Annotated in this window: 14 protein-coding genes; all 14 read right to left on the bottom strand. The window is 63.1% G+C overall.

Annotated features, from left to right (window positions below; all coding sequences use genetic code 11):
* Positions 1 to 278: 278 nt before the first annotated feature.
* Positions 279 to 1,493 carry an NADP-dependent isocitrate dehydrogenase gene (locus B5E67_RS05320; protein ID WP_087247760.1) on the bottom strand — a complete coding sequence of 405 codons (1,215 nt, stop codon included), beginning with the start codon at positions 1,491 to 1,493 and terminating at the stop codon, positions 279 to 281.
* 51 nt (positions 1,494 to 1,544) lie between these two features.
* On the bottom strand, positions 1,545 to 2,729 hold the full coding sequence (locus B5E67_RS05315; protein ID WP_087383590.1) for a pyridoxal phosphate-dependent aminotransferase: 1,185 nt from the start codon (positions 2,727 to 2,729) through the stop codon (positions 1,545 to 1,547).
* Positions 2,729 to 3,937, bottom strand: coding sequence for a cation diffusion facilitator family transporter (locus B5E67_RS05310; RefSeq protein ID WP_087383586.1), 1,209 nt, complete (start codon positions 3,935 to 3,937; stop codon positions 2,729 to 2,731). The genes B5E67_RS05315 and B5E67_RS05310 overlap by 1 nt, the downstream gene beginning before the upstream one ends.
* Positions 3,938 to 4,133: 196 nt before the next feature.
* Positions 4,134 to 4,298, bottom strand: a complete 165-nt coding sequence (locus B5E67_RS15575; RefSeq protein WP_158098848.1) for a hypothetical protein — start codon at positions 4,296 to 4,298, stop codon at positions 4,134 to 4,136.
* A 204-nt stretch (positions 4,299 to 4,502) separates the two neighbouring features.
* A complete protein-coding gene (locus B5E67_RS05305; protein ID WP_087383583.1) occupies positions 4,503 to 5,942 on the bottom strand; it encodes a 6-phospho-beta-glucosidase in 1,440 nt (479 codons plus the stop codon).
* Positions 5,943 to 6,065: 123 nt separating this feature from the next.
* Positions 6,066 to 7,730: a phosphoenolpyruvate--protein phosphotransferase gene (ptsP, locus tag B5E67_RS05300; protein ID WP_087247684.1), complete on the bottom strand. Its 1,665-nt coding sequence runs from the start codon at positions 7,728 to 7,730 to the stop codon at positions 6,066 to 6,068.
* A gap of 110 nt (positions 7,731 to 7,840) precedes the next feature.
* Positions 7,841 to 8,098, bottom strand: a complete 258-nt coding sequence (locus tag B5E67_RS05295; RefSeq protein WP_087247686.1) for an HPr family phosphocarrier protein — start codon at positions 8,096 to 8,098, stop codon at positions 7,841 to 7,843.
* A 260-nt stretch (positions 8,099 to 8,358) separates the two neighbouring features.
* Positions 8,359 to 8,979, bottom strand: coding sequence for a DUF4830 domain-containing protein (locus B5E67_RS05290; protein ID WP_087383581.1), 621 nt, complete (start codon positions 8,977 to 8,979; stop codon positions 8,359 to 8,361).
* 164 nt (positions 8,980 to 9,143) lie between these two features.
* The gene (locus B5E67_RS05285; protein ID WP_087247690.1) at positions 9,144 to 10,004 is read right to left on the bottom strand and encodes a transporter substrate-binding domain-containing protein; all 861 of its coding nucleotides are present in this window, start codon (positions 10,002 to 10,004) and stop codon (positions 9,144 to 9,146) included.
* Between the two features lie 23 nt (positions 10,005 to 10,027).
* Entirely contained in the window at positions 10,028 to 10,771 is a 744-nt protein-coding gene (locus tag B5E67_RS05280; protein WP_275539312.1) for an amino acid ABC transporter ATP-binding protein, read from the bottom strand.
* A 12-nt stretch (positions 10,772 to 10,783) separates the two neighbouring features.
* On the bottom strand, positions 10,784 to 11,467 hold the full coding sequence (locus B5E67_RS05275; protein ID WP_087247750.1) for an amino acid ABC transporter permease: 684 nt from the start codon (positions 11,465 to 11,467) through the stop codon (positions 10,784 to 10,786).
* 231 nt (positions 11,468 to 11,698) lie between these two features.
* Positions 11,699 to 12,841: an MBL fold metallo-hydrolase gene (locus B5E67_RS05270; protein ID WP_087247693.1), complete on the bottom strand. Its 1,143-nt coding sequence runs from the start codon at positions 12,839 to 12,841 to the stop codon at positions 11,699 to 11,701.
* Positions 12,838 to 14,868, bottom strand: a complete 2,031-nt coding sequence (locus B5E67_RS05265; RefSeq protein WP_087367187.1) for a YgiQ family radical SAM protein — start codon at positions 14,866 to 14,868, stop codon at positions 12,838 to 12,840. Before B5E67_RS05265 ends, B5E67_RS05270 begins: the two co-directional genes overlap by 4 nt.
* Positions 14,869 to 15,047: 179 nt before the next feature.
* Positions 15,048 to 17,888 (bottom strand): DNA translocase FtsK, encoded by a 2,841-nt coding sequence (locus B5E67_RS05260; protein ID WP_087383572.1) that lies wholly within the window; start codon positions 17,886 to 17,888, stop codon positions 15,048 to 15,050.
* Positions 17,889 to 17,901 lie beyond the last annotated feature (13 nt).

Here is a 17,901-nt window from a genome sequence, read left to right as displayed (position 1 = left end):
CCGGGTTGCGGTGCCCTGCTTTTGCTTCGGGCGTCGCCGCGCCCTCGCAAAAGGCAGACCGCTGCCCCAACTCCGGCTCGGCTGTTTCGTCCGCAGGACGCGCCTCGCCTACGTTGCCAGCGGGGCTCTTAAGACACAGTTACTGCTGCTTTACATACGCCCCTGCTCTTTCAGCGAGCGGGGGTGTATTTATTTCTATCACAGAGCAGGCAAAAGAAAAAATCCCTGTCCCGGGAAAGGGGCAGGGATTTTTATTTGCGGGGATACGAAAGGGGCTATCAGGCGCCCAGCTTGGCCTCCAGGCGCTGACGGATGGCCTGGATGAACTGCTCGCTGTCCACGGCGGTGGGGGTGACGCCCTCGGCCAGGGCGCACAGGTCCTTGGTCATGATGCCGTCGTTGAGGGTCTGGAGGCTGGCGGCCTCCAGGGCCTCGCCAAAGGCCACCAGGTCGGGCAGGTTGTCCAGCTCGCCCCGCTTCTTGAGGGCGCCGGACCAGGCGAAGATGGTTGCCATGGGGTTGGTGGAGGTCTTTTCGCCCTTGAGCCAGCGGTAATAGTGGCGAGTGACGGTGCCGTGGGCGGCCTCAAACTCATACTTGCCGTCGGGGCTCACCAGGACGCTGGTCATCATGGCCAGAGAACCAAAGGCGGTGGAGACCATATCGCTCATGACGTCGCCGTCGTAGTTCTTGCAGGCCCAGATGAAGCCGCCCTCGCTGCGGATGACGCGGGCCACGATGTCGTCGATGAGGCTGTAGAAGTAGGTGATGCCGGCCGCCTCAAATTTTTCCTTGTACTCGGCGTCGTAGATCTCCTGGAAGATATCCTTGAAGGTGTGGTCGTACTTCTTGGAGATGGTGTCCTTGGCGCCGAACCACAAATCCTGCTTGGCGTCCAGGGCATAGGCAAAGCAGCTGCGGGCAAAGCTGGCGATGGAATTATCCTTGTTGTAGGAGCCCTGCAGCACGCCGGGGCACTCAAAATCATAGATGACGGCCTCCTGCTTGGAGCCGTCCTCGCCGGTGAACCGCAGCTCGGCGCGGCCGGGGCCGGGCACACGGAATTCGGTGCACTTATACACATCGCCGTAGGCGTGACGGGCGATGGTGATGGGCTTTTTCCAGCTGCGGACGGCCGGCTTGATGCAGTCGATCATGATGGGAGCGCGGAACACGGTGCCGTCCAGCACAGCGCGGATGGTGCCGTTGGGGCTCTTCCACATTTCATGGAGCTTGTACTCGTCCATCCGCTGGGCGTTGGGGGTGATGGTGGCACACTTGACCGACACACCATACTTCTTGTTGGCCAGAGCCGCGTCCATGGTCACCTGGTCGCCGGTGGCGTCCCGGTTGGGCAGGCCCAGGTCATAGTACTCGGTTTTCAGGTCCACAAAGGGGAGGATCAGCTCGTCCTTGATGCTCCGCCACAGAATGCGGGTCATCTCGTCGCCGTCCATCTCGACAAGGGGGGTGGTCATCTTGATCTTTTCCATGATTCGTTCCTTCCTCTCTATAGTGATCGTACGCCGTGCGTCACGGCGCAGTTACCGGTAGGATGCCGCCAGCTTTTCCAGGGCGGGCAGGCTGCGGCGGACCTTTTCGGTCCCGATGCAGTAGGCCAGGCGGACATAGCCCTTGACCCCGAAGGTGTCGCTGGGCACCAGCAACAGGTCAAAGTCCCGGGCCCTGCGGCAGAAGGCGTTGGCGTCGTCCTCCAGGGCCTTGGGGAAGATGTAGAAGGTGCCGCCGGGGCGTTCCACCTCAAAGCCCAGGGCGGTGAGGGCGTCGTACAGGATGTCCATGTTGGTCTGATAGACCCCCAGGTCACTGGTGACGTCCAGGCACCGGGCGGCGGCCTTCTGGATGATGCTGGGCGGGCAGTTGTGGCCGGTGAACCGGGAGATCTGGGCCATCATGTCCACCAGCACCTCCTCCCCCTCACAGCCGGGCCGGACGGCCACGTAGCCCAGCCGCTCGCCGGGCAGGCTCAGGCTCTTGGAGAAGGAGAAGCAGGTCAATGCATGGGGATAAAAGGCCGCCGGATAGGGCACCGTCTGACCGTCAAACACGATGTCCCGATAGGGCTCGTCGCTGACCAGATAGATCACATGGCCGTAGGCCTGGCTCTTTTGGGTGAGGATGGCGGCCAGCCGGGTGAGGGTCTCAGCGGAGTACACCACGCCGGTGGGGTTGTTGGGGGTGTTGATGAGGACGGCGGCCACGCTGGGGGTGACCATTTCCTCAAAGGCATCCAGGTTGGGCTGGAAGGCCGGGGCCTGGGGCGGCACCACCTTGAGGCAGGCGCCGGTGCCCTCCACATAGGGGCCGTACTCGGGGAAATAGGGGGCAAAGGTCAGCACCTCATCCCCCGGCACCGTCACAGCCCGCAGGGCGTGGGCGATGGCGCCGGCGGCGCCGGTGGTGGGGAAAATATCCTTCTGCTCATAGGGCAGGCCAAACTTGGCCCGCAGATGGGCCGCCACCGCGGTGCGGAAGCCGGGATCGCCCTGGTTGGGGCAGTAGCCGTGGAGGGCCACCGGGTCCTCCTGCGCCAGCAGGTCCTGCATAGCTTTGGTAAAAGCCGACGGACAGGGCACGCTGGGGTTGCCCAGGGAGTAGTCGAACACGTTCTCATAGCCGATCTGGGCGGCCCGCTGGTGGCCGTAGGCGGCGGTTTCCCGGATGACGCTCTTGTTGGAGAGCATCCGGCGGTACATCTCATTCAGCATCAGGATTCCCCCTTTTTGGCGGCAGGGGCGGCCGGGGCCGCCACATAGCTCTGTTCCACTTTGATCTTGCAGATATAGGCCGGGTCCTGCTGGGTGACAAAGGTCTCCAGCTGCTGCCGGACGGCCTGTTTGTCCCCCTGATAGCCCGCCGGGAACACCAGGTCAAACAGGACGTTGGTGTGGGTGGGCCCCGGCGCCAGCCGCAGGTCGTGGATGGAGAGGGCCGGGTCGATGGAGCGGATTTCGGCGCTCAGCCGGGCCCGCAGCACCCCCACCTGGGCATCCGAGGTGACGATGGGGTCATAGTGGATGGTGAGGAGGATGTTCATTTCCTCCCGCACATCCCGCTCGATGTTGTCGATCAGGTCATGGGCGTCCAGGGGGTCCACCTCGGTGGGGAACTCCACATGGAGAGAGGCGAACTGCTGGCCGGGGCCGTAGTCGTGGACCATCAGGTCATGAACGCCCAGCACCCGGGGATAGGACAGGACTTTTTTCTCCAGCTTTTCCACCAGCTCGGGCGAGGGGCTCTCGCCCAGCAGGGGGCTGAGGGTATCCTGCACCAGGCCCCAGCCCGACCACAGGATGAAGGCCGCCACGCCCACGCCCATGATGCCGTCGATGACGTCCAGGCCGGTGATCTTGCACAGGATGGACGAAATCAGCACCACGCTGGTGGACACCACGTCGTTGCGGCTGTCGGTGGCGGTGGCGATGAGGGTTTCGGACTCAATGATGAGGCCCACCCGCCGGTTGAAAACGCTCATCCAGAGCTTCATGGCGATGGATGCGCACAGCACCCCCACCGTCAGCAGGCTGAAGCCCACCGGTTCGGGATGGAAAATCTTCACCGCCGACTCCTTCAGCAGGCTCAGGCCGATGGCCATAATCATGGTGCTCACCGCCAGGCCCGCCACATACTCATAGCGGGCGTGGCCGTAGGGGTGTTCGGCGTCGGGGGCCTTGGCCGCCAGCTTGAAGCCCACCAGGCTCACCACGCTGGAGGAGGCGTCGGACAGGTTGTTGATGGCGTCGGCCGTGATGGCGATGGACCCGAACAGGGTGCCCACCGCCAGCTTGCCGGCAAACAGAATCAGGTTGCAGATCACACCCACCATACCGGCCAGACGGCCGTACCGCTCCCGGACCACCGGGTCCTGGCGGTTGTTATAATCTTTGACGAAAGCGCGTATCAGCAGCTGTGTCAAGGAAAGGATCTCCCTTCTGTACAGATTTCAGCAAAATATACCTTTTGTTGGCAGCTCTGGCATTTTCCTGCGGCTGCACCTCTTTAGTATAGCATTTTACTTTACTGTTGGAAAGTGCTTTCGGGAAATTTCCCTCCCCTGCATCCAAAAAGCCGGGGCATTCGCCCCCGGCCCGGCCTTTTCCGCCCTTCTCCCATTACCGTTTTTTCCACCGGTCTTTCAGCCAGCACAGCAGTGCCGCCGGCCAGAAAACAATCTGGGCCGCCGCCCGGGCCGGGCGGACGTCCACCGTCTCCATACTGCTGGCCCCCATCAGGACCAGGCACGCCATTTCACAGCCAAGAACATAAAGATACAGCATCTTCGTTTCCTCCCGTTTGTTGTCACCGGCCGGGACAGGCGGCGCGCTCCCCTGTCCGGTCTTTGTTGTGGATTCTGTCTGTTAGATGTACCACAGGGGGGCAGTGTTTCACACCAGGGCACAAAAAGAGCGCCCGGCCACAGGCCAGGCGCTCTTCTCATTTACAGATCGGATAGTTCTCTGGTTTTATAACACATTTCCAGCTTATTCGCCCAGGTCGGCGCCGTTGGTGGCGATGACCTGCTTGTACCAGTAGAAGCTGTCCTTCCGGCTGCGGGCCAGGGTGCCGTTGCCGGCGTTGTCCTTGTCCACATAGATGAAGCCGTAGCGCTTCTTCATCTCACCAGTGGAGGCGGACACCAGGTCGATGGGGCCCCACATGGTATAGCCCATCACCGGCAGGCCGTCCTCGTCCACCGCCTTGATCAGCTCCTTGATGTGGGCCCGCATATAGTCCACGCGGTAGCTGTCGTGGATGCTGCCGTCAGCCTCCACCGTGTCGTTGGCACCCAGGCCGTTCTCCACGATGAACAGGGGTTTCTGGTAGCGGTCGTACAGAGCATTCATGGTGGTGCGCAGGCCCTCGGGATCGATGGCCCAGCCCCAGTCACTGGCCTTCAGGTAGGGATTCTTGACACCGCCGAAGGCTGCGTTGCCCGAAGCGCCGTCCTTGGCCAGCAGCTCCTTGTCGGTGGTGACGCACCGGCTGGAGTAGTAGCTGAAGGAAATGAAGTCCACGGTGCCGGCCTTCATGTCGGCCTCATCCTCGGTGGTGCAGTCCAGAACGATGCCGTCCCGCTCCATCCGCTTCTTGGCCCAGACGGGGTAAGCGCCCCGGGCCTGGGCGTCGATGAAGAAGAAGTTATCCCGGTCGGCCTCCAGGGCGGCCCGGACATCGGCCGGGCTGCAGGTGCGGGGATAATACTCACCGGCGGCCAGCATGCAGCCCACCATGGCGCCGGGCATCATCTCATGGGCCAGGCGCACGGCCTTGGCGCTGGCCACGATCTCATAGTGTGCGGCGCGGTACTGGACTTCGGTGGGGTTCTCCCCTTCCTCGAACAGGATGCCGGCGCCCATGAAGGGCAGGTGAAGCAGCATATTGATCTCGTTGAAGGTGAGCCAGTACTTGACCTTGCCGTTGTAGCGGCGGAAGATGGCGGTGCAGTACTTCAGGTAGGCGTCAATCATCCGCCGGTCCTTCCAGCCGCCGTATTTCTTGATCAGGGCGATGGGGGTATCGAAGTGGCAGATGGTGACCAGGGGCTCGATGCCGTACTTGTGGCATTCGTCAAAGAGGTCGTCGTAGAACTTCAGGCCCTCCTCGTTGGGGGTGTCGTCGTCGCCGTTGGGCAGGATGCGGGTCCAGGCGATGGACAGGCGGTAGCACTTGAAGCCCATCTCAGCAAAGAGCTTGATGTCCTCCTTGTAGTGGTGGTACATATCAATGGCCTGGTGGGCGGGATAGCTGTGGTCTGCATCGCAGTCCAGCATCTTCATCTGGCCCCGCATGACGGGCATACGGTCAGGGCCAAAGGGAATCACGTCCACGGTGGACAGGCCGCGGCCGCCTTCATTGTAGGCGCCCTCGCACTGGTTGGCCGCGGTAGCGCCGCCCCACAGGAAATTTTCAGGCAGAGACATAACGGTATTCCTCCTTGCTTTTTCTCTCAAAAAGGTCCCCGAAGGACACTGTTCTCCGGGGACCATGGTGTTGATGGAACGGCCGCCGGGTCAGGCGGGCCGTACAGGGTTCTTTTTTCCGGATCAGGCCTTGGCGTCCTCTGCGTCTGCGGTGTCCACAGCGGGCTTGGTCAGATCGATGCTGCGGATCTTCTTGCGGACCGGCAGGATGCTCTTGGGGTTCACCGACAGTTCATCCACGCCCATGCGCAGGAAGGTCTCGGTCAGGGAGGTGTCTGCGCCCAGCTCGCCGCAGATGCCGACCCAGATGCCATGGCGGTGGCCTGCGTCGATGGTCATCTTGATCTCGCGCAGGACGGCGGGGTGATGGGGATTGGCAAAGGGCTCCAGCTTGGCGTTCTGGCGGTCGATGGCGCAGGTGTACTGGGTCAGGTCGTTGGTGCCGATGGAGAAGAAGTCGCACTCCTTGGCCAGGTCGTCGGCGATCAGAACGGCGGCGGGGGTCTCGATCATGGTGCCCACTTCGATCTCGCCGATCTTCTTGCCCTCGGCGGCCAGCTCCACCTTGCACTCATCCAGGATGTTCTTGGCGTCATGCAGCTCACGCAGGCTGGTGATCATGGGGAACATGATGCCCACATTGCCGTAGGCCGAAGCCCGCAGCAGGGCCCGCAGCTGGGTCTTGAAGAAGTCCTTGCGGGTCAGGCAGATGCGGATGGCGCGGTAGCCCAGAGCGGGGTTCTCCTCGTGGTCCAGCTTCATGTAATCGACGGTCTTGTCGGCGCCGATGTCACAGGTGCGGATGATGACCTTCTTGGGGGCCAGGGTCTCCACCACCTGCTTGTAGGCCTCAAACTGGTACTCCTCGGAGGGGTAGTCCTTGCTGTTGAGGTAGACGAACTCGGACCGGAACAGGCCCACGCCGCCGGCGTCGTTCTGCTGGACCGAGCCCACGTCGCCGATGCCGCCGATGTTGGCGTAGACGTTGACGGTGGTGCCGTCCAGAGTGGTGTTGGGCTTGCCCTTCAGCTCCTGGAGCAGGGCCAGCTTCTTCTTGTCCTCCTGCTGACGCTTCTGCAGGCTCTTGAGCAGGTCGGGGGTGGGATCTACGTAGACGCAGGCGTTGTAGCCGTCGATGACTGCCATCTTGCCGTCCCATGCGTCGTCGATCTCCTTGCACTGGATCAGGGCAGGGATGTTCATGCTGCGGGCCAGAATGGCGGTGTGGCTGTTGGTGCTGCCCTCGCGGGTGATGAAGCCCAGCAGCAGGCTCTTGTCCAGACGGACGGTCTCGGAGGGAGCCAGGTCCTCGGCCACCAGGATGGTGGGCTCGGTGCCCTGCATGCTGTCCACATCGGTGCCCTGCAGGATGTCCAGCATGGCCTGGGCGATGTCGATGACGTCGGCGCTGCGGGCCTGGAGATAGGGATCGTCCATGGCTGCAAAGACGGCGGCCTGGTTGGTGCCTGCGGTCTTGATGGCGTACTCTGCGCACATCTTCTGCTTGGTGATGATCTCGCGGATGGCGTCCACAAAGTCGTCATCCTCCAGCATCATGGCGTGGATATTGAACACCTCGGCGATCTCCTCGCCGGCCTCCTCCAGAGCCTTCTCGTACAGGGCGGTCTGCTGCTGGATGGCCTTCTGCTGGGCATCCTCAAAGCGCAGCAGCTCCGCGCCGGTGTCGGTGACGGGCTTGGTGGAGATGGTGGTATCTTTCTTCTTGTAAATCTTGATCTTGCCGATGGCAATGCCGTTCAAAACGCTTTTGCCGGTACCTACCTGCATAACTGTATCCTTTCTCCGTCCAGACGTTTGCCTCTGTACGGGGCAGCTGGACGGCTGCCTTCAAAAAAAGCCCCCGCAGGCTTACCGCGAGGGCTCAGGAACGGTTGTTCTTAGAGGTTCTCAGTCATGAACTTCTCGATGTCGGCCACAGTAGCGTCCTCATCGTCGCCCTCAACCTTGATGGTAACGGTGTCGCCCTGCTTGACGCCCATACCCATCAGGGCCATCAGCTTGCGCATATCGCAGCTCTTGCCGTCCTTCTCCAGGGTGGCGGTGCTGGCGTGGCCCTTGACCACCTTGACGAGCAGGCCGGCCGGACGAGCGTGGATGCCGCATGCATCCTTAATGGTATACTGGAATTCCTTCATAGATCATTTCTCCTTATATCTGGCGTAAACTTGCAGCAGCGCAGCTGCGCTCAAATCATGTGCATACAGGCATACACATTTTTCGATAACATTATTATAAACCCTGCACCGATTTTTTTCACCCTTTCATTTTGCCAATTTTTCATTGCGTTTTTTGTGATTATTGAACAAAATGTATTTTCCTCCCCCTGCCTTTTATTGGTATACAACAAAAAATCCCGTCAGAGCGTGCTTTCACGCATCTGACGGGTTTGAACAAGTTACTCCACCGGATAGCCTTCCGAGTCCAAAGGCAGGTCGGTGTAGAGGGCGGTGCTCTCCTCGGTGTAGACGCCGGGTTCTCCGGAGGTCTGCTGGGCCGCGCCCTCCGGGATGGCCACCACTGTCGTGTCCTCCATGGCGGCCATGGCAGCCTGGGCGTCACCCATTCCGGTGACCACCCCCGACGGCTTTGACAGCAGATAGGCCCCGATGGCCTTTTTCTTGTACACCAGCAGCACGCCGTAGCGGCTCTCCTCGCCGCTGGAGGCGGAGGGGATCAGGGCCTGCCATTTTTCCACCGTCTTGCCCTTGTAGCGGGACAGGTCCATCCCGCTCTGGCCCACCACCTCGTTGAAGGCCGCGAAACTGTCGTCCCACTTGCGGGGGATCTTGACCTTGTCGGCGGTGATGGACGCCCCGTCCACCTCCATGCCGTAGCCGGTGAACCAGGTCTGAATATCCTGGGCCGACTCAATTTTGCTGCTGGTACCGGCCGCTGTCTCCACGGTCTGGTTGCTGATGTACCGCCCCAGCAGGGCGCTGCACACCACCACCGCGCAGCACATGACGCCCACACCAATGTGGCGCAGCCGCGTCCGGTTCAATGTCACTACAAACATAGTTCCGCCTCCCCTACCCTCTGCCAGGGTGTATCTGACAAAATGCAACGTACTGAGATGCACCCTCAGTCTGGAACAGTGTATGCGCCAAACGGGGGACTTTATGCCACAGAAAAAGCCCCCGCCGGCCCAAAGGGCGGCGGGGGCGGAAGGCAGGGGAAAATTCAGGACTCGGTGGCGATGTCGCTGCCGAAATACTTCTCGGAAATTTCGGTCAGGGTGCCGTCGGCCCGCAGAGCCTCGATGGCCTCGTTGATGGCGGCCAGCAGGGTGTCGGACTCGCCGCCCTTCTTGACCGGGATGCAGACGTGGCTGGCGTCCTCGGTCTGGGCCACAATCTTGAAATCGGCATCGGGATGGACGTTCAGATAGTCGTAGAAAGACACGTCGGCGTTGAGGGTAGCGTCCACACGGCCGGACACCAGCATCTGGATGGTCTCATCCAGGGTGTCCACCCCCAGGACCTCGGCGCCGTAGCTCTCGGCCAGGGTCATGTAGGTGCTGGCGATGGAGTTGGCCGTGGTCTTGCCATCCAGGTCCTCAAAGCTGGTGATGTCGGTGTTGTCCGACTTCACCGCCAGAGCGGTGTGGATGTAGGCGTAGGGCTCGGAGAAGTCATAGCTCTTGGCCCGCTCCTCGGTGACCTCCACGCCGTTGCAGACGATGTCGTAGCGGCCGGCGTCCAGGCCGGCGAACAGGCCGTCCCATTCGCCCTCCACATACTCGGGCTCCACCCCGATGTACTGGGCAATGGCCCGGGAGACCTCCACGTCATAGCCCACCAGGGTGTCGGTGTCATCGTGGTAGGTCCAGGGGGACCAGGCGCCCTCCATGGCCACAATCAGGGTGCCACGCTGGCGGACCGCCTCCAGGCGGTCGGCTGCGCCCGAGGCGGCCCCGGAGGCAGACCCCGAAGCGGCGGCGCTGCCGGCGGTGGAAGAAGCGTCCGAGCTGCAGCCGGACAGCTGCAGAACCCCTGCGGCGGCCATGACGGCCATCAGGGAAATAAAGGTTTTGCGTTTCATGAAAAAATCCTCTCTGTGTTTGGTTACCGGTTGGCAATGCGGCTCAGGAAGGCGCGGGTGCGCTCCTGCCGCGGGTTGGCAAAGAATGCGGCGGAGGGTGCGGTCTCCACCACCTGTCCGTCCTCCATAAAGACCACCTGGGTGGACACGTCCCGGGCAAAGCCCATCTCGTGGGTCACCACCAGCATGGTCATTCCCTCGGCGGCCAGCTGGCGCATGACGTCCAGCACCTCGCCGGTGAGCTCGGGGTCCAAAGCCGAGGTGGGCTCATCGAAATAGATGATCTCGGGGCTGGTGGCCAGGGCCCGGGCAATGGCTACCCGCTGCTGCTGGCCGCCCGACAGCTGATGGGGATAGTGGCTGCACCGGTCGGCCATTCCCACCTTTTCCAGCATCTGCACCGCGATCTCCTCGGCCTGGGCTTTGGGCATCTTCCGGGCCACAATCAGGCCCTCGGTGACGTTCTGCAGGACGGTCTTGTTGCGGAACAGGTTGTAGCTCTGAAAGACAAAGCCGGTTTTCCGGCGGATGCGGGCAATGTCGGCGTGGGACACCCGGGCCAGGTCAAAGGGCTCCCCGTCAAAGGTGAGACGGCCGCTGTCGGCTTTTTCCAGAAAGTTGATGCACCGCAGCAGGGTGGTTTTGCCCGAGCCGGAGGGGCCCAGAATGGCCACCACCTCGCCCTTTTCCACCGACAGGTCCACCCCTTTGAGGACCTGCAGGTCCCCAAAGGATTTGTGAATGTCATGTACTTCCAGCATCGGCATGGTATCCCCTCCTCAATTAAACCCGTGGGCGTTGAGGTATTTCTCGCCCTGTTTCTGCACCCAGGTCAGGACGGTGCAGAACATCAGATAGATGACGGCCAGCTCACAGTACACCGGCAGGAACTGGTAGGTATAGGACGCCACCCGCTGGGTGGCCATGAACATCTCGGCGACGGTGATATTGGCCGCCAGGGAGGTGTCCTTCACCATGCCGATGAGGGAGTTGGACAGGGGCGGGAAAGCGGTGCGCAGGGCCTGGGGCAGAATGATCCGCCGCATCACCTGCCACCAGGACATGCCCACGCAGTAGCCCGCCTCCAGCTGGCCCGACGGCACCGATTCCAGCGCCGCCCGGATGGTCTCGGCGCAGTAGGCACCCTCGTTGATGGAGAAGGCGATGACCGCCGTGGGGAAGGCGTCCAGCACGATGCCCATGCTGGGCAGGCCGTAAAAGATGATGAACAGCTGCACCAGCAGCGGAGTGCCGCGGACCACCCAGATATATACCCGGGCCAGCTGGCGGAGCACCGGCACCTGGGCGAACTGCACCAGGGCCACCGCCGCCGCAATCACCAGGGCAAAGGCAAAGGACAGCACCGTCAGCGGGATGGTGACCGCCAGGCCCGGCAGCAGGATGCGGGGGAAGGATTCGATCAGCACCTGAACGGTGCGGTTTTGCAAAAGTGTCTCAAACATCATAGAAACCTTTTCTTTCACAGGACTTTCGGCCCGGCAGGTACAGTCGGGGGCTTACATACTATAGCACCAAACCGGCCGGAAGGCAAATACCTGTCCTGTATATCCTACCATACTTCTAGGGCATAGTCAAAGCCCGCCCCCGGGCGGGGCTTTTGGCCCTGCCGTTCTCCCGCCTCTGTGCCGGGGCGGGAGACTTGGTCCAGGGACGGGCCGGTTGGGTTTCAAACGTTATCCCAGGCAGTTGCCGCAGGGGGTGTAGCCCGCCTGGACGGCCTCCTCATAGCTGGAGAACAGGACCTGGTTGGCGGGGTCCGGCAGATTGGAACAGCTGGGCAGGTGGAACTTCTTGGAGTTGGCGTTGCCGATATAGGCCTGAATGGTCTGGGTGGAGCTGCTCTGCTGGCCGCTGCCGTCGGTCAGGGTGGGGTTCTGCTGCTCGGGGGCGGCGTACTTCTCACTGGAGACGGTGTAGTTGGTCCCGTCGCTGGTGATGGTCACGGTGCCCGCCAGATCGGTGCGCCAGACGTCCACGCCGGCGTCGCGCAGACGGCTGAGGGTGTTCTCACTGGGGTGGCCGTAGCTGTTCCCCTCCCCCACCGAGATGACGCCCACCTCAGGCAGGGCGCTGTTCAGAAAGACATAGCCGGTGGAGGTCTCGCTGCCGTGGTGGCCCACCTGGAGCACATCCACGTCCAGGTTGGCCCCCGAGTTCACCAGGTCGCTCTCGGCCTTCTGCTCCATGTCGCCGGTCAGCAGGAAACTGGTCTGGCCATAGTCAATCCGCAGCACCAGGGAGGTGTCGTTGGTGTCGTCATACTGGGCCACCGGACCCAGCACCTGGACGGTGGCGCTGCCCAGCTGCCAGCTGGTGCCCACCGCCGGGATTTCCACGTTCAGGCCCTGCTGCTGGGTGTACTTGACAAAATCCTGGAAGCACTGGGTGTCGTTCTGGGTTACGGGAGCATAGACGTGCCCCGCCGGGAACTTGGCCAGCACCGCCGCCAGGCCGCCCACATGGTCCTCATGGGCATGGCTGCAGATGACGTATTCCAGCCGGGTCACGCCGGCGCTCTCCAGATAGGAGACCACCAGACTGCCGTCGGCCACATTGCCGCCGTCATACAGCATGCTCTGGCCGTCGCAGGTCACCAGGACGCTGAGGGCCTGGCCCACATCGATGAAGTTCACCGAAAAGCTGCTGCCCTCGGCCGGGGTCTGGGTCTGGACCGTGCTGGAGGCCGGATAGCCGCCCTCCCCCAGCAGGGCCAGAAGATCCTGGCATCCGGCCAGGCTCAGAGTCAGGGCCGCTGCAAGTGCCAGCGCGGTGAGGCGGCGCAGCAGCCGCCCGGTGATGGTGTTTGGTTTCTTCATTTCTTACCCTTGCGGGGACCGGCCCCGCCCTCCTTTTTGGTGGTCTTTTTGGGGGCGGTGCGGGGTGCAAAACGGGCCCCCGGCACCGGCTTGCGGCCGGCGGGCTTTTCCTCCCGTCCGGCGCCCTTGGGATGCACGGTATAGCTGCCGTCCGGATGGATGGTGACGTCCCGGGCCTGGGTCTGTTTGGCGCTCCGCTGCACCGCACGGCGTCCCGCCGCCGGCACCAGCAGGGGGATCAGGTCCTCCCGATGGGTCATCTTGAGGGCCTTGATGACCTTCTCGGCGTTGCGGGGCTCATAGTACTGGAGCAGCGCCCGCTGGAGGGCCTTGCCCTCGGCGGTCTTTTCCACAAAGACCGGCTTGAGGGTGTAGGGGTCCAGGCCGGTGTAGAACATGCAGGTGCTGACGGTGCCCGGGGTGGGGTAGAAATCCTGCACCTGTTCGGGCCGCATATGGTTCTTGTACAGGTACTCGGCCAGGTAGACCGCGTCCTTCAGGGTGCTGCCCGGGTGGCTGGACATCAGGTAGGGCACCAGGTACTGTTTCTTCCCTGCCCTGCGGCTCAGCTCATAGAACTTGTCCTTGAACTTGTTGAACACCTCGATGGGGGGCTTGCCCATATAGGCCAGGGTGTTGGGGGCGCAGTGCTCGGGGGCCACCTTCAGCTGGCCCGACACATGGTACTCCACCAGTTCCTTGAAGAAGGTGTCGTCGGGGTCGGCCATCAGGTAGTCAAACCGGATGCCGCTGCGGACAAAGACCTTCTTGACCCCCGGCAGCTCCCGCACCCGGCGCAGGATGTTCAGGTAGTCGCTGTGGTCCACAATCAGGTGAGGGCAGGTCTGGGGAGCCAGGCAGTGCTTGCCGCCGGTGCACATTCCCTTCTTCATCTGCTGGCCGCAGGAGGGGAAGCGGAAGTTGGCGGTGGGGCCGCCCACGTCATGGATATAACCCTTGAAGTCGGGCTCATGGGTCATCCGCTCGGCCTCGGCCACAATGCTGTCGGCGCTGCGGCTGGTGACCCGCCGGCCCTGATGGAGCTGGATGGCGCAGAAATTGCATCCGCCGAAGCAGCCCCGGTTCTGGATGATGGAGAACTGCACCTCCCGGATGGCGGGCACCCCGCCCATGGGCTCATAGATGGGGTGATAGCGGCGGGTATAGGGCAGGGCGTAGACCTTGTCCAGCTCCCAGCGGACCAGGGGCTTGGCGGGCAGGTTCTGGACCAGGTATTTCTCGCTCTGCTTCTGGACGATGATCTGGCCGCTGACCACATCCTGGTTGTCCATCTGGATGCGGCAGGCCTTGGCATAGGCCACCTTGTCCGAGGCCACCTTTTTGTAGCCGGCGCACTCCACATAGTGGGCGGGCAGGTGGTCAAAGTCGGTCATATAGCAGGTGCCGTCCACGTCGGTGATGGTGTCGATGGACTCCCCGGCCGCCAGGCGGCGGGCAATCTCCACCGTCTGGTGCTCACCCATGCCGAAGCTGATGAGGTCGGCCCCCGAGTCCTCGGCGATGCTGGGCAGGACGGTGTCCAGCCAGTAGTCGTAGTGGGCGAACCGCCGCAGAGAGGCCTCCAGGCCGCCCAGAATCACCGGCAGGTCGGGGTAGGCCTCTTTGGCCAGGCGGGTGTAGACGGTGGCGCTGCGGTCGGGACGGCCGCCGGCCTTGCCGCCGGGGGAGTATTCATCCTCGGCCCGGGGGATCTTGGCCACCGAATAGTGGCTGACCATGCTGTCCACGTTGCCGCCGCCGATGAAAAAGCCGTATTTGGGTTTGCCGAACCGTTTGAAGTCCTCGCAGTCGGTGTAGCGGGGCTGGGCCAGCACGCCCACCCGGTAGCCCTCGGCCTCCAGCAGCCGGCTGATGATGGCGGTGCCAAAGCTGGGGTGGTCCACATAGGCGTCGCCGCCCACCACCACAAAGTCCAGCTGATCCCAGCCGCGCTTTTCCATGTCCTCCCGGCAGATGGGCAGGAACTCGGTGTATTCCGGATATCCGGCTGTCGTTGTATTGCTCATAGTTTTCCTCACTGGTTATGGGTGGATCTGAGAACGCAAACACGCCGGACCCTTCGTCCCAAAGATGCAGCTGCAAGGCGCAGGAGCGCCGCACTCCTTTGTGGAATGCAAGCGACTGCAACGCGGCAGATGCGCTTTGGGGCAGAATGAGACAGCGTGGAGGTGTTTTCAGATACACCTTAGGGGTTGTCGGGCTGGTTGAGATTCATTTCCAGCCACTGCTGCCGGCTGATGAGAACCGCACGGGGCTTGGCGCCCTCGTAGGGACCGATGATCCCCTTCTGTTCCATCTCGTCCATGATGCGGGCGGCCCGGGCATAGCCCAGTTTGCACCGCCGCTGCAGCAGGCTGGTGGAGGCCTGGCCGGCGTCGATGACCACCTCCACGGCGGCCTTCAGCATGGGATCGTCGGCTTCGCCGCCGTCCTCATCGTGGTCCTTGCCGTTCTTGTCCTGGATGGTGTGCTCCTCCATGGCCTGGATCATGGCCTCGTCGTACTGGACGGTGCCCGAGGCCTTGATGAAGGTCAGCACCCGGCTGATCTCCTCATCCTTGACGTAGGTGCCCTGGATGCGGATGGGCTTGGGTGCGCCCACCGGCATGAACAGCATATCGCCCATGCCCAGCAGTTTCTCGGCGCCGGCGCCGTCCAGAATGGTCCGGCTGTCCACCTGGCTGGACACCGCAAAGGCGATGCGGCTGGGGACATTGGCCTTGATCAGGCCGGTGATGACATCCACGCTGGGACGCTGGGTGGCCACAATCAGGTGCATGCCGGCGGCACGGGCCTTCTGGGCAATGCGGCAGATGGAGTCCTCCACGTCCTTGCCCACCACCATCATCAGGTCAGCCAGCTCGTCGATGATGATGGCAATGTAGGGCAGCTTCTCCAGCATGGGGTCCTCGGCCGCCAGCTTGTTGAAGGTCTTGATGTCGCGGACGTTGTTGTCCGCAAAGAGGCGGTACCGCCGCTCCATCTCGGCCACCGCCGAGCTCAGCGCGCCGGCAGCCTTCTTGGGCTCGGTGATGACCGGCATCAGCAGATGGGGGATGCCGTTGTACTCGGCCAGTTCCACCACCTTGGGGTCAATCAGGATCAGTTTCACATCCTCCGGGCCCGAGCGGAACACCAGGCTCATGATGATGCTGTTGACACAGACCGACTTACCGCTGCCGGTGCTGCCTGCAATGAGCAGGTGGGGCATCTTGCACAGGTCGGCCACCTGGGCCACGCCGGCAATGTCCTTGCCCAGGGCGATGGTCAGGGGGCTGGTCATGTGGCGGAAGCTCTGGCTCTCGAAGATGCTGCGGATGCTGACCGCCGCCCGCTTGCGGTTGGGCACCTCAATACCCACCGCCGGCTTGCCGGGGATGGGAGCCTCCATGCGGATGTCCGCCACCGCCAGGTTCAGGGCCAGGTCGTCGGCCAGGGAGGTGATGCGGCTGATTTTCACGCCGGCCATGGGCTGCACCTCATACCGGGTGACCGCCGGTCCGCGGGAAATATCCAGCACCCGGGTTTTGACGCCGAAGCTCTCCAGGGTATCCACCAGCTTCTGGGCGTTGGCCTGCAGCTCGCTCTGGGCGCCCTCGTTGGTCTCCTCGGCGGGCTTGTCAAACAGCTCGATGGGCGGATACTCATAGGCCGCCGGGACCGTGCTCTCCTCGGGAGCCGGGGCGGAAGCCGCCGCGGCCTGTTCGGCATCGGCGGGCTTTTCCATGGCGGCCGCTGCCAGGGTGGCAATGTCGCCGGAGTCGCCGGCGGCATCCTCCTCCACCCGAATCCATCCGTCTTCCTCCTCAGCCGGGGCAGAGGCGGGAGCGGGGGCCGCCGTGGAAACCGCGGCGGGGGGCGGGGTTACCGGCGACACAGTGGACACCGGCGGAACCGGCGTCACAGGCGCTGCGGTGGGGGTTACATCGGCCTGGAAGGGCACATGCAGGCCCGCGGTTCCCTCGTCCTTGTCCTGGTCGTAGAAGGCCGCATGATGCGCCCGGACCGCAGGGTCCGTCGTGGACGGACGCAAAGGGTTGAGGCCAAAGGTTCCGCCCGGCCCGGTGATGATGGGCTCGATGGGCTCGCTGCCGCCGTCCGACACCGCCGCCGGGTCGGGGCCCAGGTCGATGTCGAAGGGGGCCCGGGGATGGCTCACCGCCGCCGACTGCAGGGGCGTCTCGGGCTTGGGGTCAGGCTCCTGGGTGTTGCCGTCCTCGTCGGGCAGACGGCCCTTGCCCAGAATGTTGGACAGCCAGGCCGGCATTCCCAGATGGAACCCCGGTTCGGGCTCCAGGTCATCGTCGGGGCTGGTGTCGTCGATGAGGTAATCGTCCCCGTCCTCCAGGGCTTCCTCGGCCTCGGCGGCGGCTTCCGCCTCCGCCTTGGCCGCCAGACGGGCGGCCCGTCGCTCCTCATGGGCGGCGCGGCCGTCGGCATAGACGGCCAGGCCCTTTTCCCGGGCTCCGCCCAGCACCGCCGACAGCCACTGCCAGATGTCGGCGGGGGTCACGTCAAAGATATAGCAGCTGGCGCAGATGGCCAGCGCCACCACAATCAGATTGGCCGCGGGACGTCCGCACAGCAGCAGCAGCGTGCCGCCCAGCAGCCCGCCCATGGAGCCGCCGCCAAACCATGCGTTGACGCCGTTGTCGTAGCAGGCAATCCCCATCTGCAGGACCGTCATGCCCTGGGTGGGGATGTCCGAAAAGACCACCGCCGCGCCGCTCAAAAACACCAGGCCCAGCAGCAGTTTGGCTATGCAGCCCAGCACCGGCTCGTCCCGGGCGATCAGCACCGCCATATAACAGACCGCCGGACCCAGCACAAAGCTGCCGGCCCCAAACAGGCCGAACAGTATATCGTGGGCGGTGTGCCACACCGACTGTCCATCCACAAAGGCCAGCAATAAGAGCAGGATCCCTCCAAACAGGGTGATGCTGCTGGCCAGCAGGCGGCGCTGGGTCTCCTGCCTGGCCCGGGCATTTTTGCCCCGGGCGCCGGATTTTCGTTTCTTTCTCGCCATTGATTCCCTGTAC

Source organism: Faecalibacterium sp. An122 (genome assembly GCF_002160895.1).
Classification (GTDB): Bacteria; Bacillota; Clostridia; order Oscillospirales; family Ruminococcaceae; genus Faecalibacterium.
This window is presented reverse-complemented; position numbering and strand designations above follow the sequence as displayed.

Excerpts from the sequence above, each read along its gene's own strand:
- B5E67_RS05270 (WP_087247693.1), bottom strand. The coding sequence starts at position 12,841 with ATGAAGAAACCAAACACCATCACCGGGCGGCTGCTGCGCCGCCTCACC.
- B5E67_RS05265 (WP_087367187.1), bottom strand. The coding sequence starts at position 14,868 with ATGAGCAATACAACGACAGCCGGATATCCGGAATACACCGAGTTCCTG.
- B5E67_RS05260 (WP_087383572.1), bottom strand. The coding sequence starts at position 17,888 with ATGGCGAGAAAGAAACGAAAATCCGGCGCCCGGGGCAAAAATGCCCGG.
- B5E67_RS05320 (WP_087247760.1), bottom strand. The coding sequence starts at position 1,493 with ATGGAAAAGATCAAGATGACCACCCCCCTTGTCGAGATGGACGGCGAC.
- B5E67_RS15575 (WP_158098848.1), bottom strand. The coding sequence starts at position 4,298 with ATGCTGTATCTTTATGTTCTTGGCTGTGAAATGGCGTGCCTGGTCCTG.
- B5E67_RS05285 (WP_087247690.1), bottom strand. The coding sequence starts at position 10,004 with ATGAAACGCAAAACCTTTATTTCCCTGATGGCCGTCATGGCCGCCGCA.
- B5E67_RS05315 (WP_087383590.1), bottom strand. The coding sequence starts at position 2,729 with ATGCTGAATGAGATGTACCGCCGGATGCTCTCCAACAAGAGCGTCATC.
- B5E67_RS05290 (WP_087383581.1), bottom strand. The coding sequence starts at position 8,979 with ATGTTTGTAGTGACATTGAACCGGACGCGGCTGCGCCACATTGGTGTG.
- ptsP (WP_087247684.1), bottom strand. The coding sequence starts at position 7,730 with ATGCAGGTAGGTACCGGCAAAAGCGTTTTGAACGGCATTGCCATCGGC.
- B5E67_RS05275 (WP_087247750.1), bottom strand. The coding sequence starts at position 11,467 with ATGTTTGAGACACTTTTGCAAAACCGCACCGTTCAGGTGCTGATCGAA.
- B5E67_RS05295 (WP_087247686.1), bottom strand. The coding sequence starts at position 8,098 with ATGAAGGAATTCCAGTATACCATTAAGGATGCATGCGGCATCCACGCT.
- B5E67_RS05280 (WP_275539312.1), bottom strand. The coding sequence starts at position 10,771 with ATGCCGATGCTGGAAGTACATGACATTCACAAATCCTTTGGGGACCTG.
- B5E67_RS05305 (WP_087383583.1), bottom strand. The coding sequence starts at position 5,942 with ATGTCTCTGCCTGAAAATTTCCTGTGGGGCGGCGCTACCGCGGCCAAC.